Below are 16806 nucleotides of genomic sequence, written 5' to 3' on the forward strand. Positions count from 1 at the left end.
ATGTTTGATATTCTCATGTATCTATTCGAAAATTATGTTCACAGTGAAAGCGATGTATTTGTTGAGCAAAACAAACTTACTGATGAGTTACTGCGCGCCGGGTTTAACAAACCCGAAATTAATAAAGCCATTGATTGGTTAGATCAGCTTGCCGCACTGCAATACACTGATGAGTCGCCTTATTTATTAGCAAGTCCACAGCACGTAGTGCGTATTTTTACCGACAGTGAGTGCCAAGTGCTCGATACCGAATGCCGTGGTTTTTTAATGTTTGTTGAACAAACTGGAGTAATTAATAGTACCACTCGTGAGATGGTGATGGATCGTCTGGCCGCGCTTGATAACTCAGTAATCACACTAGAAGATTTAAAATGGTTAATTCTTATGGTGTTATTTAATGCTCCTGATTCTCAGCAGGCATATGCGCAAATGGAGGATCTGATTTTTGATATACCCGGCGAGGTGTTGCATTAAGTTTTAAGGACAAACAAACCTTCTACCATACCTTGTATCTTTAGAGGTTTTGGGTATATTAGGCGAAAATTCACCAACCACTAGGATTTACATGAGTAAAATCGATCATTCACTTTTCTCGGCGAATAAACATGCCTTAGAAAAAGAATATGAGATATGCCCGCAATGTGGTTCAGAACTCGTTATTCGTAATAGTAAGTCGGGTCCCTTTTTAGGCTGCGCTAGCTACCCTAAATGCGATTATATTCGCCCGCTTGCCCATCATGATAGTAATGAGATTAAAGTACTTGAGGATAGCGAGTGTCCTGAATGTAGCAAACCGCTGGTGGTGAAAAACGGCCGCTACGGTATGTTTATTGGCTGTACTGGGTATCCTGAGTGCCATTATATTGCTAGTGAAAATACCGATAAGCCAAGTGAAGAGCCTGTGGTTGGTTGCCCTAAGTGTAAAAAGGGGCATTTAGTTTCACGCAGTAATAAATTTGGCAAAGTATTTTATTCCTGCGACGGTTACCCAAGCTGTAAATACACGTTAAACCACAAGCCAGTAGCCAAGGCTTGCCCAGAATGTGACTGGCCTATTGTTACTGAGAAAAAAACTGCAAGTGGGGTTGTGTTACAATGCCCACAAAAAAGCTGTATGCATAAATTTGCAGCCACAGAATAACGTAAATATTTCTGGAGACAATTTTGTCTGATTTTTCTTCTTTATCAGCGGCAATAACAAGCTTAGAAAATGGTGATGTTATTTTATACCCGACCGAAGCTGTTTATGGCCTTGGTTGCGATCCTGACAATCAGCAGACGGTGGAACGTTTATTGAGTATTAAACAACGCCCAGTTGAAAAGGGGCTTATTTTAATTGCTGACAATTACGGTCAATTATTAAAATATGTCGATGACGCTAAGCTGCCCATGGACAAACGCGCCTATATTTTTTCAAGTTGGCCAGGTGCACTCACTTGGGTAATGCCTGCTGCGAAGTCTACGCCAAAGTGGTTAACAGGACAGTTTGATACTATTGCGGTTAGGGTAACAAATCACCCAACGGTAAAGCATTTATGCCAACAGTTTGGTAAACCAATAGTATCAACAAGTGCTAACTTAACCGGTCAAGCAACGCTAACAAGTATTGTTGAAGCGCAGCAGCAGTTTGCACAGCAGGTTAGTTTTTATGTTGATCAACCATTAGGCGGTAATACGCAACCTAGTACCATTAAAGATGCCATGACCGGCAATGTATTCAGAGGTTAATATGCAAAGCGAATTATTAAAACAAGTAAAAGCCTACTTTATGGCTTTGCAAGATACCATTTGCCAAGGTTTAGAAGCGGCTGATGGAAAAGCACAGTTTGTTGAAGACAGCTGGCAGCGAGAAGAGGGCGGCGGTGGTCGTACTCGCGTTATAACCAATGGTAATGTGATTGAGCAAGGCGGGGTTAATTATTCGCATGTATTTGGTGCCTCAATGCCAGGCTCTGCTACTGCGCACAGGCCAGAGCTTGCTGGGCGAAGTTTTCATGCATGTGGTGTGTCGTTGGTAATTCATCCTAAAAACCCGCATGTACCAACAAGCCATGCCAATGTACGATTTTTTATTGCTGAAAAAGAAGGTGAAGAGCCTATTTGGTGGTTTGGCGGTGGTTTTGATTTAACCCCATTTTACCCAGTACTCGAAGATGTTGTGCACTGGCACCAAGTTGCGCACGATGTGTGTCAGCCATTTGGCGATGATGTATATCCAAAATATAAAAAATGGTGTGATGAATACTTTTATTTAAAACATCGTGATGAAACGCGTGGTGTGGGCGGCTTGTTTTTTGATGACTTAAATGAGTTAGGCTTTGAACAAAGTTTTGCATTTATGCAATCGGTGGGTAATGGCTTTTTAGATGCTTACGTTCCTATTATTGAGCGTCGTAAAAATGATGAATATACCGAGCAGCAACGCGACTTCCAATTATACCGCCGTGGTCGTTATGTTGAGTTTAATTTAGTCTGGGACCGTGGCACATTGTTTGGTTTACAAAGCGGTGGTCGCACAGAATCTATTTTAATGTCGATGCCCCCTTTGGCACGCTGGGAATACAACTATACACCAGCCGCAGACAGCGCAGAGGCATTACTATATAACGATTTCTTAAAGCCACGTGATTGGTTAGCTCTGGCCTAGAAATTGTTCGCCAGTCAATAAACTATTAATTGACTGGCTTTTAAGATTATTGTTTAAGTTTAAAACTGCGTACCTGCTCATCTAGTGAGCGAGCTAGAGTGAGTAACTCTTCACTGACTTTTTGATTATCATCCGCATCCACTAACGATTGCTCTGCATTATCGCTGATACCAATTACGCTCCTATTTATTTCTTCGGCGGCTAGGTTTTGTTGCTGCGTTGCATCGGCTATTTGAATATTGAGCTCATTTATTTCGTTCATTTGCCCAGAAATATCTTTTAAAGCCTGTGCAACTTGTTGTACTTGTTGCGCTCTTTCGTCTGCCTCTGCACAGGATTCCCCCATGGTTTTAACGGTTTGCGCTGCTTCTGATTGCAGCTTATCAATTGTGCGGCGAATTTCATCGGTTGATGCATGAGTACGCGTGGCTAAGGTACGCACTTCATCAGCAACAACGGCAAAGCCTCGGCCAGCTTCTCCTGCACGAGCGGCTTCAATAGCGGCATTAAGTGCTAACAGGTTTGTTTGCTCTGCAATACTGCTGATCACCTCGAGCACTTTACCCACTTCTAGGGTTTGCTCTTGTAGTTGGCTAACTTGGCGTGCTGCTTGGCGTACATCTTCTGCTAACTGATTTATACTGAGCTCTGTTTGCTCTGCGACCTGCATACTTTGCTGTGCTAGTTCGTTACTATTTTCAGACTTTTCTTGGGCAAACTGAGTGGTGTTTCTTACTTCGTTTGATGAGCCTTCTAGTTCATTAATTGCTGCGGCTACCGAGTCGGTGCTTTTCTTTTGCTCTAAAATAGCGCGCTCAGTGGTATCGGCCGAGGTATAAATTTTCTCTGCTGAGTGGATTAATACTTTTGAAGAGTGAGACACCTGAGTAATATTATCTTTAAATGTGGCAATCATTTGGTTAAAACTAGTGGCAAGCCAGCCCAGTTCATCTTCGGCATTATCTTCAATGCGTAAGGTTAAATCTTTATTGGTAGTAGCTAAGTGCATTGCATGGCCAAGCTTTTTAAGCCGCACTATAAATATTTTTCTAAACACTATTCCAAGCAGCACAAAGGCAATAATAAAAATAGTAGAAAGTAGGCTGGTGGTTATTAATGTGTTGTAAGTTACCTCACTATCAATATCAGCTAAGGAATAGCTAATTTTTACCACGCCCAGTACATCGCCTTCTTGCGCTTGATGGCAGCCTAAGCAGTTTGTACCTTTGTAGTCTGTGCTAGCAAACATAGGGCGTAAGTAGGTCATGCTGCGATTATTATTGCTTTGCTCTATAAATAAGCTTTCTTTACCTTGCAGCGCGTCGCGTTCGCTATTATTACTCGCTGTTTGGTTTTTATTGCCTGGTCCATACAGCTTATTGACTATGTCAGAGCGAATAATATGGGCGTCTTCAATATTAGGATGTTTACGCAGCTTTTGACTCAAGAGCTCACGGTTAGCCATTGTACCGGTTAGCATCATGGTGTTTATTGAGTCGAAGTAATTGTCGGCAAGTAGCTTGATATTTTCTGCCACCGTATCTTGTGCAAGTGTGCGCTGTTGGCTCGCACTACTAAAAATACTGGCTATGAGTACAATAATGCCGGTTAACGCTAACAAAGCATAAATTTTATGTTGGATTGATTTCACACGCGCCACGCTTTTCTAACTATTTGATAGGGTATTATCTCTATTTTAGAAAAGCAGGTTTTGACTTAGCGCAAATAACCCTAGTTAAAAAACGAGATAGATCAATGCTGGTTAATCATATGGCTGGCAAGCTGGGCTAGTGACTGGCGTAACCCTTCGCGTAACACGGGGTTATCAATTTCTATGTCTAAGGCTTTATTCATGCAATACATCCACTGATCACGTAAATCTTGATCAATAGGAAACGGCAGGTGGCGTTTGCGCAGCATCGGGTGGCCGTGTTTTTCTACAAATAAGTCTGGGCCACCAAGCCAACCCGATAAAAACTCAAAAAATACTTGGCGAATTCTATCTAATGGTTGAGGATGCATATCATATAATGGTTTAGCGTATTCATCACTGGCCATTATGTTGTAGAATCTATTAGCAATTGCACGAGTGGGCGCTTCTCCGCCGATGATTTCATACGGGGTTTTATCTGGCGTAGGTGCTTGTGTAGTTTTAGACGGCTTTGATCTTGAAAAGAATCTTTTAATCATAATTTTATCATCGTTAATAGGCAGTACTAAAACTGCGAAGAGGTTGTTTAAAATGGACAAATATGCGGTTTTTGGAAATCCAATCAAACATTCAAAATCTCCCAGCATACATCAGCAGTTTGCTAAGTCATTGGGAGAGCAAATCGACTATAGCGCAATCTTAGCACCTATCGATGAGTTTGAAAAAACAGTCGCTACTTTTTTTGAGCAAGGGGGCAAAGGTGCAAATGTCACTGTTCCTTTTAAAGAGCAGGCATTTGCTTTAGCCGATGAACTAACCCCAGTGGCTAAACTTGCAGGCGCAGTAAACACCCTTAAAAAGCGCGATGATGGTACCTTACTCGGTGATAACACCGATGGCATAGGTTTTGTGAATGATTTACTAGCGAATAAAATAACAATAACAGGTAAACGCCTGCTCATCATTGGTGCGGGTGGCGCTGCTCGTGGTGTTATTTTACCTTTACTCGAGCAACAGCCTAAAGAAATCATTATAGTTAATCGTACGGCACATAAAGCCCAAACATTGGCAAAACTTTTTATCGGGCACGGCAATGTTTCGGGGTATGGTTTTGACGAACTTCCTCAAGTTGATTATCAGTTGGTTATAAATTCAACCTCGAGCAGTATGAATAATGAATTACCTGCACTAAGCTCTAAGCATTTAAGCGCATGTGAAATGGCTTACGATATGTTTTATGCAACGCAAAATACGCTATTTATGAATTGGGTGAGCGAACACAATAAAGCGGCTAAGCTATTAGATGGCAGTGGCATGTTAGTAGGCCAAGCCGCACAAGCTTATTATGTATGGCGAAATAAAATGCCGGACATTGTTCCCGTTGTTACTGCACTAAAGCAGGGAGTACTTAAGTGAATCAAGCAATACAGTTTATAGACCGACTCGAATTTAGAGAGCCAACACATCAATTAGTGTTTTTCGCACAAGTTAATGGCATGCTTGTTGAGTGTATAATTGCTGTCAGTAGTTTAAATTTAGCCGATGAGAGTCATGCAACCCGTTATTTTGAGCAATACCGTTTTGATTATGAAGAACGTGCCGAGCAGCTAATCGAAGACGAAAGCTATAACTCGGCAGGGCAAATAGAAGTGAGTTTACTTACTTAATTAAGCAAAAAAGCTGTGGTTAATTCGCGTCTTCGGCTAAGTATTCATCTTTAAGCTGCACATAATTATCGGCAGACACTTTTAAAAAGCTCAGCTCTTGCTCTGTTAAAGGGCGGGCTTGTTTCGCTGGACTACCTACATATAAATAGCCTGACTCTAAACGCTTATTAGGAGGTACTAAAGCACCACCACCAATAATCACCTCGTCTTCTACAATCACGTTATCCATAATAATGGCGCCCATGCCCACGAGTATACGGTTACCTAAAACGCAGCCATGCAGCATTACCTTATGACCTACGGTAACATCATCACCGATAATAAGCGGGTAACCCTCAGGATTGCTTTTAGTCGCCCTTGATAAATGTAAAACACTGCCATCTTGTATATTAGTACGCTTACCGATACGAATATGGTTAACATCACCACGGGCAGCAACTAGTGGCCATACACTACTATCATCACCTAGGGTGATATCACCGACTAATACCGACGACTCGTCTATATAAACAGAATCATTAAACGCAGGAGTTATTCCTTTATAAGAACGTATTGCCATATATGCACCTTTAAATTAAACAATGTGAATAGTTCAGTGTAACAGTAGCGCTTATTTAAGTACCAGCAAAGCCTGATTTGATTATAAAACTAGCTGTTTTATCTGTTTTAGCTCAGATACTGACCGAACAGCGTGTTTTTTTAGTTTTTCTTTAAAAAGTACTTGCGTAAAAATCTGTTCTCCCTATAATGCGACCCCACTGAGACGGCAGAGGCCATGCGCAGCAGACAACGCATAGCAAGGCACAAGCTAATCAGAGAGTTAAGTAAAACTTAAGTTTAAATCATCGCAAGAAAGTTTAAAATTAAGTGTTGACTCGAAAAATAAAGGATGTAATATACGCATCCCTAGCGACAACGTCGCAACGTTCTTTAACAATATAAAGCAATCATCTGTGTGGGCACTCGTACAGATTGAGTTCTAACAGCCAAGCTTAGTTTACTAAGTAAGGCAAAAAATTTAGAGTCTCAATGTGTTTTCTCGAAAGAGAAACTGAGTGACCAACAGAAGTAACTTATTTATAAGTTGCTTCGGCACAGTCAATTCAATATCGAAAGATATTAAATAAATTCAGAATTCATTGAGCAGTCTCATATCTTAATTGAGTGGGAAGAAAAAACTTTTAATTGAAGAGTTTGATCATGGCTCAGATTGAACGCTGGCGGCAGGCCTAACACATGCAAGTCGAGCGGTAACAGAAAGTAGCTTGCTACTTTGCTGACGAGCGGCGGACGGGTGAGTAATGCTTGGGAACATGCCTTGAGGTGGGGGACAACAGTTGGAAACGACTGCTAATACCGCATAATGTCTACGGACCAAAGGGGGCTTCGGCTCTCGCCTTTAGATTGGCCCAAGTGGGATTAGCTAGTTGGTGAGGTAATGGCTCACCAAGGCGACGATCCCTAGCTGGTTTGAGAGGATGATCAGCCACACTGGGACTGAGACACGGCCCAGACTCCTACGGGAGGCAGCAGTGGGGAATATTGCACAATGGGCGCAAGCCTGATGCAGCCATGCCGCGTGTGTGAAGAAGGCCTTCGGGTTGTAAAGCACTTTCAGTCAGGAGGAAAGGGTGTGAGTTAATACCTCACATCTGTGACGTTACTGACAGAAGAAGCACCGGCTAACTCCGTGCCAGCAGCCGCGGTAATACGGAGGGTGCGAGCGTTAATCGGAATTACTGGGCGTAAAGCGTACGCAGGCGGTTTGTTAAGCGAGATGTGAAAGCCCCGGGCTCAACCTGGGAACTGCATTTCGAACTGGCAAACTAGAGTGTGATAGAGGGTGGTAGAATTTCAGGTGTAGCGGTGAAATGCGTAGAGATCTGAAGGAATACCGATGGCGAAGGCAGCCACCTGGGTCAACACTGACGCTCATGTACGAAAGCGTGGGGAGCAAACAGGATTAGATACCCTGGTAGTCCACGCCGTAAACGATGTCTACTAGAAGCTCGGGTCCTCGGACTTGTTTTTCAAAGCTAACGCATTAAGTAGACCGCCTGGGGAGTACGGCCGCAAGGTTAAAACTCAAATGAATTGACGGGGGCCCGCACAAGCGGTGGAGCATGTGGTTTAATTCGATGCAACGCGAAGAACCTTACCTACACTTGACATACTCAAAAGGCGAAAGAGATTTTGCTGTGCCTTCGGGAATTGAGATACAGGTGCTGCATGGCTGTCGTCAGCTCGTGTTGTGAGATGTTGGGTTAAGTCCCGCAACGAGCGCAACCCCTATCCTTAGTTGCTAGCAGGTAATGCTGAGAACTCTAAGGAGACTGCCGGTGATAAACCGGAGGAAGGTGGGGACGACGTCAAGTCATCATGGCCCTTACGTGTAGGGCTACACACGTGCTACAATGGCGCATACAGAGTGCTGCGAACCTGCGAAGGTAAGCGAATCACTTAAAGTGCGTCGTAGTCCGGATTGGAGTCTGCAACTCGACTCCATGAAGTCGGAATCGCTAGTAATCGCGTATCAGAATGACGCGGTGAATACGTTCCCGGGCCTTGTACACACCGCCCGTCACACCATGGGAGTGGGTTGCTCCAGAAGTAGATAGTCTAACCTTAGGGAGGACGTTTACCACGGAGTGATTCATGACTGGGGTGAAGTCGTAACAAGGTAGCCCTAGGGGAACCTGGGGCTGGATCACCTCCTTATACGATTTAGAACTTATTTGTTCGTAGTGTCCACACAGATGATTGTTAATTGTAAAGAGAACAACACTTATTGTTTGGGTCTGTAGCTCAGCTGGTTAGAGCGCACCCCTGATAAGGGTGAGGTCGGTAGTTCAAATCTACTCAGACCCACCACTTTGCTCCCATACTTCGTTATGGCACGCCTCGTTTAGTGAACTAAACGTCGTTGTACCATGCCTTGTCTGGAAACAAAGTCGGTATACAAACAGTAAGACCAGCATATGTGGGGCTATAGCTCAGCTGGGAGAGCGCCTGCCTTGCACGCAGGAGGTCAGCAGTTCGATCCTGCTTAGCTCCACCACTTTACTTCTTAAAAATAAATATTCTTCATCGGGTAGCAACATCACCTGAGAATAAAGTGTGTTTAATTTTGAGAAGTTTTTGATTCTCTGCTCTTTAAAAATTTGGAAAAGCTGATAATAAAATTCGTATGAATAACATTGTTATTTGTACAGAGTTTTCAAAAGTAAAAAAGAATGATAGCAGTATCATTCAGTGCCATTTAATGAACGTTTCGTTTGTTGATTGGTATCTACTTTAGTATTCAATATTAACTTCTGGCGAAGTTAAACTGTCACACAACAAAGACCCGTTTGGGTTGTATGGTTAAGTGACTAAGCGTACACGGTGGATGCCTTGGCAGTTGGAGGCGATGAAGGACGTATTAACTTGCGATAAGCCTAGTCAAGCTAGTAAAAAGCACTTGAGACTAGGATTTCCGAATGGGGAAACCCACCTGCTTGCAGGTATCGTTAACTGAATACATAGGTTAACGAGGCGAACGCGGAGAACTGAAACATCTAAGTACCCGTAGGAAAAGAAATCAACCGAGATTCCGAGAGTAGCGGCGAGCGAAATCGGAACAGCCCTTAAGCTTATTATGTGTTAATGGAAGGTCGCTGGAAAGCGCCACGATACAGGGTGATAGTCCCGTACATGAAAACGCATTTTAAGTGAAATCGAGTAGGTCGGAGCACGTGAAACTTTGACTGAATATAGGTGGACCATCATCTAAGGCTAAATACTCCCAACTGACCGATAGTGAACCAGTACCGTGAGGGAAAGGCGAAAAGAACCCCTGTGAGGGGAGTGAAATAGAACCTGAAACCGTGTACGTACAAGCAGTAGGAGCCTACTTGTTAGGTGACTGCGTACCTTTTGTATAATGGGTCAGCGACTTATATTTTGTAGCGAGGTTAACCGATTAGGGAAGCCGTAGGGAAACCGAGTCTTAACTGGGCGAATAGTTGCAAGGTATAGACCCGAAACCCGGTGATCTAGCCATGGGCAGGTTGAAGATTGAGTAACATCAATTGGAGGACCGAACCCACTAACGTTGAAAAGTTAGGGGATGACCTGTGGTTAGGAGTGAAAGGCTAATCAAACCGGGAGATAGCTGGTTCTCCCCGAAATCTATTTAGGTAGAGCCTCGGACGAATACTTACGGGGGTAGAGCACTGTTAAGGCTAGGGGGTCATCCCGACTTACCAACCCTTTGCAAACTCCGAATACCGTAAAGTACTATCCGGGAGACACACGGCGGGTGCTAACGTCCGTCGTGAAGAGGGAAACAACCCAGACCGCCAGCTAAGGTCCCCAAGTCATAGTTAAGTGGGAAACGATGTGGAAAGGCCCAGACAGCCAGGAGGTTGGCTTAGAAGCAGCCATCCTTTAAAGAAAGCGTAATAGCTCACTGGTCGAGTCGGTCTGCGCGGAAGATGTAACGGGGCTAAACTATGCACCGAAGCTGCGGATTTGAGCATACCACCCAAGCTATTTTGATTAACGTTGACAGCGCGAAGCGCCCAGCGTTCAAGCGTCACCTAAACGTGAGTCGATGATGATAGAGATAGTTTCGGGGTATGCTCAAGTGGTAGGGGAGCGTTCTGTAAGCGGTTGAAGGTGTGCCGGGAGGCATGCTGGACGTATCAGAAGTGCGAATGCTGACATGAGTAACGATAATGCGGGTGAAAAACCCGCACGCCGGAAGACCAAGGGTTCCTATCCCATGTTAATCAGGGTAGGGTAAGTCGACCCCTAAGGCGAGGCCGAAAGGCGTAGTCGATGGGAAACGGATTAATATTTCCGTACTTGGTATAATTGCGATGGGGGGACGGAGCAGGCTAAGCAAGCATGGCGTTGGTAGTCCATGTGAAAGTGAGTAGGGCGTTTGTTTAGGTAAATCCGGACAAACATTAAACCTGAGACACGAGACGAGTCACTAAGGTGATGAAGTTGCTGATGCCATACTTCCAGGAAAAGCCTCTAAGCTTCAGATTATACCGAATCGTACCCCAAACCGACACAGGTGGTCAGGTAGAGAATACTAAGGCGCTTGAGAGAACTCGGGTGAAGGAACTAGGCAAAATCGTACCGTAACTTCGGGAGAAGGTACGCTCCGATGGGTGACGGGACTTGCTCCCTGAGCTAATTGGAGCCGCAGTGACCAGGTGGCTGGGACTGTTTATTAAAAACACAGCACTGTGCAAAATCGCAAGATGACGTATACGGTGTGACACCTGCCCGGTGCCGGAAGGTTAATTGATGGGGTTATCTTCGGAGAAGCTCTTGATCGAAGCCCCGGTAAACGGCGGCCGTAACTATAACGGTCCTAAGGTAGCGAAATTCCTTGTCGGGTAAGTTCCGACCTGCACGAATGGTGTAACCATGGCCACGCTGTCTCCACCCGAGACTCAGTGAAATTGAAATCGCAGTGAAGATGCTGTGTACCCGCGGCTAGACGGAAAGACCCCGTGAACCTTTACTACAGCTTGGCACTGAACATTGAACCTACATGTGTAGGATAGGTGGGAGACTTAGAAGATGAGACGCTAGTTTTGTTGGAGTCGACCTTGAAATACCACCCTTGTAGTTTTGATGTTCTAACGTTGGCCCCTGAATCGGGGTTACGGACAGTGCCTGGTGGGTAGTTTGACTGGGGCGGTCTCCTCCCAAAGAGTAACGGAGGAGCACGAAGGTTGGCTAAGTACGGTCGGACATCGTACGGTTAGTGTAATGGTAGAAGCCAGCTTAACTGCGAGACAGACACGTCGAGCAGGTACGAAAGTAGGTCATAGTGATCCGGTGGTTCTGAATGGAAGGGCCATCGCTCAACGGATAAAAGGTACTCCGGGGATAACAGGCTGATACCGCCCAAGAGTTCATATCGACGGCGGTGTTTGGCACCTCGATGTCGGCTCATCACATCCTGGGGCTGAAGTCGGTCCCAAGGGTATGGCTGTTCGCCATTTAAAGTGGTACGCGAGCTGGGTTTAGAACGTCGTGAGACAGTTCGGTCCCTATCTGCCGTGGGCGTTTGAGAATTGAGAGGGGTTGCTCCTAGTACGAGAGGACCGGAGTGAACGAACCGCTGGTGTTCGGGTTGTCATGCCAATGGCATTGCCCGGTAGCTACGTTCGGAACTGATAAGCGCTGAAAGCATCTAAGCGCGAAGCAGGCCTCGAGATGAGTTCTCACTAGACTTTTAAAGTCTCTGAAGGGCCGTTGAAGACTACAACGTTGATAGGCAAGGTGTGGAAGCATGGTGACATGTTAAGCTAACTTGTACTAATTACCCGTGAGGCTTAACCATACAACGCCAAACGCGTTTTATGTGATAGTGAAACAAGCGCAGAAGTTAATATAACTAAAGTAGATTTACTAGCAGCTGCAAGCGATAAGCTTTCAGCGGTAAGAAAACAATTATCAGCATTTTCAAATTTTAATTAATTGGCTCGAAAGAGCGGATTAATACCAAATTTGCTTGGTGACAATAGCGTTTTGGACCCACCTGACCCCATGCCGAACTCAGTAGTGAAACGAAACAGCGCCGATGATAGTGTAGCATTTGCTATGTGAAAGTAGGACATTACCAGGCTCCAAATAAGAGAAACCCGTTACAGCAATGTAGCGGGTTTTTTGTTGTTTGTGATTTAATAAAAATAGCCAAGAGCCCATGCCGAACTCAGTAGTGGCCGCTCTTGCACATCCTGTGCTCCACGGCATTTGTATTCCTATACATCAAACAAAACAGCTCGAAGGCGAGCCCCGACCAATGATAGTATCCCATTTGCTATGTGACTCTCTACCGCTGTGGGCACTACGACATTACCAGGCTCCAAATAAGAGAAACCCGTTGCAGCAATGTAGCGGGTTTTTTGCCGTCTAGGATTTAATAAAAATAGCCAAGAGCCCATGCCGAACTCAGTAGTGGCTGCTCTTGCACATCCTGTGCTCCACGGCATTTGTATTCCTATACATCAAACAAAACAGCGCGACGGCGAGCCTCGCACAAGGCCGCCCCGACACAATGATAGTATCCTATTTGCATTGTGGCTCTTTACTGATCTTAGCCATTTACCTTACACCTCTGAAGTAGTTCCTAAATCATCATCTTGTTGCAATTTCATTGTTGGTTTAATAACTGTCTTGTGTAAAACTAGTGAGGTTAATTTAGTAAATCAGGTGACATGAATGTCGAATATAAAAGCTTGGAAACTTCTCAGCCTGTTTTGTTTGTTTACAGCTCTGATTGGTTGTCAATCTAAAGAAGAGCAACTACAACAAACAATTCAAGAGTCTATTAAAAAGGCCGATGTCGAGCTTACTCAGCTTGGTAAAGCGCTTGATAATGGCAGTATACGTAATGCGACTATTCTTAAAGAATACAGTCGTATCCTTAAACAACAGCAACCTGATCTAAGTAAGGTTGTTGATGTAGTGAGTCTTGATGCCACACGTCAGGGAGCACTCTATAGTGGTTTAACCAAACGTCTTGATGATATTAAGGGTAATTACTTAATCCCTCCTTATGAAGATACGTTATACAATATTGATTTATTGCGTGAAGCGGCAAAGCCGACGTTATTTTCTGATGCCTTAACCGATCCCATTAATATGCTTGCAGATATGTCGAATGGTTCTTTGGCACGAGTTGGTGCTATAAGCCAACAAGCTGAAGGGCAAGGTGTTGGTAACCAAATGGTAGGTAACCCTAATTACGGGAATTGGCAAACCAATAGCAATGGCATCAGTTTTTGGCAATGGTATGGTATGTACCGGATGCTTGGTGATGTAGTTGGCCGTGTCGATTATGGTGGTTGGAGTAGAGGTAGAAAATATAGTTACTATAACGACTACGGCCGAGAGCGTTACTCAAGCCCTAAACAAATAAAAAGCCAGAGTGCTCTCGATGCACGCACACGACAAACTTATCAACGCCAAGGCAAGCAATTTACTAGCCCTTATGCGAGTAAAAAGGCCGGTGCATCAGGTTTAAGTCGTAGCAGTTACACACCGCCTAAGAGTCGCAGCAGTTACTCAAGAGCAAGTAGTTACAGTAATAATTCAGGGTCGGTTCGTAACAGCAGTAGCAGAACCTCGCGTGGCGTGAGTCGTGGTAAGTAAAGAATAACGTTGGAGTTAGAATAATATGTATGAATTTAATGGAATAACTATGTGGTCTTTGCAGGCATTGGCAGTGGATTTTGCAATCATCATCTTACTTTTTGTTAGCTTAAAGTACATCAAAGGCTGGGTGTCTAATTTACACGCCAATGATGAAATTACAGAGCGTGATAACTTTGCATTTGGAATCAGTTTTGCCGCTGGTTTGGTTGCGCTTGCGATTGTATTGATGGGTGTTAGTAGTGGGGCGTTTGCTGCCACGTTACAAAAAGAAGCGCTATTAATGTTAGGTTATGGTGCATTGGCTATTTTACTTATAAAGCTGGGCCATTTTTTCCAAGACAAAGTTGCACTGCGTAAAGTGAGTCTACATAGCGAAATAGTCAAAGGTAATGTTACTGCATCAATTATTGATTTTGGCCATGTAGTAAGTGTTGCTGTGGTGATTCGTTCTGCACTTTTATGGGTCGCTACAGAGGGCTGGCATGGCATTCCTATTGTTATTGCCGCGTTTGTGATTGGTAGTGTGGTATTGCTTTTAGTAAGCCAATACCGAGTACAGTTATTTAAGCGCACAAATAAAGGGGGCGACTGCCTACAACAAGCTATTGTTGATGGTAATTTAGCCGTAGGCATTCGTTATGCAGGCTTTTTAATTGGTAGCGCATTAGCAATGACTGCTGCAACAGGTATTGCCCCTTATGTAGCCGATAACATTAATGCAAGTTTACTTTACTGGGCGCTAAGCGCTGTTATTTGTCTGGTTGCTTTCATTTTATTGCACTTAGTGACTATTAAAATCATTCTTTCTGGCTGTAATATTTCAGATGAAGTGAATCGTCAAAAAAACGTAGGTGTTGCCGCTATTTCTGCCGCTGTGTCATTTGCTGTCGGGATCACTATGGCCACACTACTGGGTGCATAATCACGTGTCATCAACTCAAGCTTCCCCAAGTAAATTTAATTTACTTGGGCATGATATATTACTTATTACAGTTATGGCCGTACTCGCTGGGTGTGGCCTTATTTACGAATACTTACTTTCTCATTATGCTGGCAGAGTACTAGGCTCTGTTGAAAGTGCCATATATACCATGATCGGAATAATGATAGTGGCGATGGGGATTGGTGCGTTTTTAGCGCGATGGTTCAAAGATGCTTTTACTGCATTTGCATGGCTTGAGAGTATTGTTGCCTTAATTGGCATGGGCAGTATTTTAGCTATTGCCAGTATTATTGCCGTGAGTTATTCACTCCCTCATTTGTTCTCAAATATCTTTAATTTACCTCCAGATGTAATACTCAATGGCTTTGTATTTCAAAAGTTGCAAACGTGGTCACGGTTTTTACCTTATGTATTCGGCTTTGTGCTTGGCTTGTTTATTGGTATGGAAATTCCGCTTATTGCACGAATCCGCCAGCATGTTTATGGGCGTTTTTTAGAAAACAACGCCGGTACTATTTACGGCGCCGATTATATTGGTGCTGGTATTGGTGCAGCAATTTGGGTGAGTATTATGTTAGCAATGCCAATAATGCAAGCCGCCGCTTGGACTGCATTATTTAATATTATTGCTGGGCTTGCCTTTTTATGGCGCTACCATAGCCATGTACGTTTTGCTAAGTTGCTACTGGTTTGCCATATATTACTGCTGGTTTTATTTGCTTTCATTTTGCAGTTTGGTAGTAACTGGATGGATAACCTAAGCAACGTACTTTACAAAGATAAGGTTATTTATTCTCAAGCGACGAAGTATCAACATGTTGTGTTAACTGAACGCTTGAGTAAAAACCAGCCACAGCCAATCACTGATTTATATTTAAATGGTCGCTTGCAGTTTTCCAGTATTGACGAGCAAATATACCACTCAATGCTCGTTTATCCGGCGATGCTGGCATCTAATCGACATGATCGTATTTTGATTATTGGTGGCGGTGACGGACTGGCTATGCGTGATGTATTAAAGTGGCCAGTTGAAGAAGTTACTTTAATTGACTTAGATGGGCAGCTACTGAATTTATTTGGCCATAAAGACAGCCAATACAAAGCTCCTGAGGATATTAGTCAGCGGCTTTTAGCACTCAATAATGAATCGATGCATGACCCGCGAGCAAATATTATTGTGGGCGATGCATTTTTAGAAGTTGAAAAATTATTGGATCAGTCTAAGCAGTTCGATACTATTTTAATTGATTTGCCAGATCCAAATCACCCCGATTTAAATAAGATGTACAGTGATTACTTTTATAATCATGTACGCCAATTATTGGCGCCTGACGGGGCTATGGCGGTACAGTCAACATCACCTTTTCATGCTAAAAAGGCATTTTTAAGTATTGCTAAAACGGTGAAGGCTGCGGGTTTTGATCATGTAGAGCAGTATCAGCAAAATATTCCTTCGTTTGGTCAGTGGGGGTGGACTATTGCTACTAAAATGGGGCAATCAGCTAGTGCACGTATTAACAATATAACTGATATGCCAGTGCCATCTCGGTGGATTAGTAAAAACTATTTATTAGCGAGTTTTGCATTTCCTAATAACTATTTTGAACAAGTGAACGACATTGAAATCAATAGACTAGGAACTGGTCGCTTATATGACTATTACCGAGCAGCTTGGCAAGAAGAAAGTGAATTGTATAAAAATTAATAAAACATGGTTGACATAATATGTCAG

The 16806-nt window shown here is 43.7% G+C and carries 12 protein-coding genes, 2 tRNA genes and 3 rRNA genes; 14 read left to right on the top strand and 3 right to left on the bottom strand.

Translation table 11 applies throughout. The features are described from left to right. From AC6H44_RS15540 to hemF, 4 genes are all read left to right on the top strand, one after another. Entirely contained in the window at nt 1-474 is a 474-nt protein-coding gene (locus AC6H44_RS15540; RefSeq protein ID WP_500736604.1) for a DUF494 family protein, read from the top strand. 91 nt (nt 475-565) lie between these two features. Continuing rightward, entirely contained in the window at nt 566-1141 is a 576-nt protein-coding gene (locus AC6H44_RS15545; protein WP_500736606.1) for a DNA topoisomerase family protein, read from the top strand. Nucleotides 1142-1164: 23 nt separating this feature from the next. Beyond that, on the top strand, nt 1165-1728 hold the full coding sequence (gene tsaC / locus AC6H44_RS15550) for an L-threonylcarbamoyladenylate synthase type 1 TsaC (protein ID WP_500736607.1): 564 nt from the start codon (nt 1165-1167) through the stop codon (nt 1726-1728). Nucleotide 1729: 1 nt separating this feature from the next. Next, nucleotides 1730-2647, top strand: coding sequence for an oxygen-dependent coproporphyrinogen oxidase (gene hemF / locus AC6H44_RS15555; protein ID WP_500736608.1), 918 nt, complete (start codon nt 1730-1732; stop codon nt 2645-2647). 46 nt (nt 2648-2693) lie between these two features. On the opposite strand, the gene AC6H44_RS15560 is transcribed toward hemF, so the two are convergent. Both AC6H44_RS15560 and AC6H44_RS15565 read right to left on the bottom strand, forming a co-directional pair. Continuing rightward, a complete protein-coding gene (locus AC6H44_RS15560) occupies nt 2694-4298 on the bottom strand; it encodes a methyl-accepting chemotaxis protein (protein ID WP_500736610.1) in 1605 nt (534 codons plus the stop codon). Nucleotides 4299-4399: 101 nt separating this feature from the next. Further along, nucleotides 4400-4837, bottom strand: coding sequence for a group II truncated hemoglobin (locus AC6H44_RS15565; protein ID WP_500736611.1), 438 nt, complete (start codon nt 4835-4837; stop codon nt 4400-4402). 52 nt (nt 4838-4889) lie between these two features. Here AC6H44_RS15565 and aroE point away from each other — a divergent pair, with 52 nt between their 5' ends. Then, nucleotides 4890-5714, top strand: coding sequence for a shikimate dehydrogenase (gene aroE / locus AC6H44_RS15570; protein WP_500736613.1), 825 nt, complete (start codon nt 4890-4892; stop codon nt 5712-5714). Then, the gene (locus AC6H44_RS15575) at nt 5711-5965 is read left to right on the top strand and encodes a DUF1488 family protein (RefSeq protein WP_500736615.1); all 255 of its coding nucleotides are present in this window, start codon (nt 5711-5713) and stop codon (nt 5963-5965) included. Before aroE ends, AC6H44_RS15575 begins: the two co-directional genes overlap by 4 nt. Before the next feature lie 19 nt (nt 5966-5984). Here the strand turns inward: AC6H44_RS15575 and AC6H44_RS15580 are convergent, their stop codons facing one another. After that, nucleotides 5985-6524: a gamma carbonic anhydrase family protein gene (locus AC6H44_RS15580; RefSeq protein WP_500736617.1), complete on the bottom strand. Its 540-nt coding sequence runs from the start codon at nt 6522-6524 to the stop codon at nt 5985-5987. Between the two features lie 623 nt (nt 6525-7147). On the opposite strand from AC6H44_RS15580, the gene AC6H44_RS15585 reads away from it, so the two are divergent. The 8 genes from AC6H44_RS15585 to AC6H44_RS15620 all read left to right on the top strand — a co-directional run bounded on the left by AC6H44_RS15585 (nt 7148) and on the right by AC6H44_RS15620 (nt 16779). Further along, nucleotides 7148-8683: ribosomal RNA gene (locus tag AC6H44_RS15585) — 16S ribosomal RNA — on the top strand. 76 nt (nt 8684-8759) lie between these two features. Next, a tRNA-Ile gene (locus tag AC6H44_RS15590) sits at nt 8760-8836 on the top strand. Between the two features lie 111 nt (nt 8837-8947). Further along, nucleotides 8948-9023, top strand: a tRNA-Ala gene (locus AC6H44_RS15595). Nucleotides 9024-9326: 303 nt separating this feature from the next. After that, a 23S ribosomal RNA gene (locus tag AC6H44_RS15600) occupies nt 9327-12314 on the top strand. A gap of 170 nt (nt 12315-12484) precedes the next feature. Then, nucleotides 12485-12599 (top strand): 5S ribosomal RNA (gene rrf, locus AC6H44_RS15605). Together the 16S, 23S and 5S rRNA genes with 2 tRNA genes alongside form the textbook arrangement of a ribosomal RNA operon. A gap of 596 nt (nt 12600-13195) precedes the next feature. Further along, complete coding sequence (locus AC6H44_RS15610; protein WP_500736618.1) at nt 13196-14128, top strand: CHAD domain-containing protein; 933 nt, start codon at nt 13196-13198, stop codon at nt 14126-14128. Between the two features lie 25 nt (nt 14129-14153). Beyond that, nucleotides 14154-15053, top strand: coding sequence for a DUF350 domain-containing protein (locus AC6H44_RS15615; protein WP_500736619.1), 900 nt, complete (start codon nt 14154-14156; stop codon nt 15051-15053). Nucleotides 15054-15057: 4 nt separating this feature from the next. Further along, on the top strand, nt 15058-16779 hold the full coding sequence (locus tag AC6H44_RS15620; protein ID WP_500736620.1) for a polyamine aminopropyltransferase: 1722 nt from the start codon (nt 15058-15060) through the stop codon (nt 16777-16779). The last annotated feature ends 27 nt before the right edge of the window (nt 16780-16806 follow it).

This window comes from Pseudoalteromonas sp. TAP-3C (assembly GCF_059888565.1).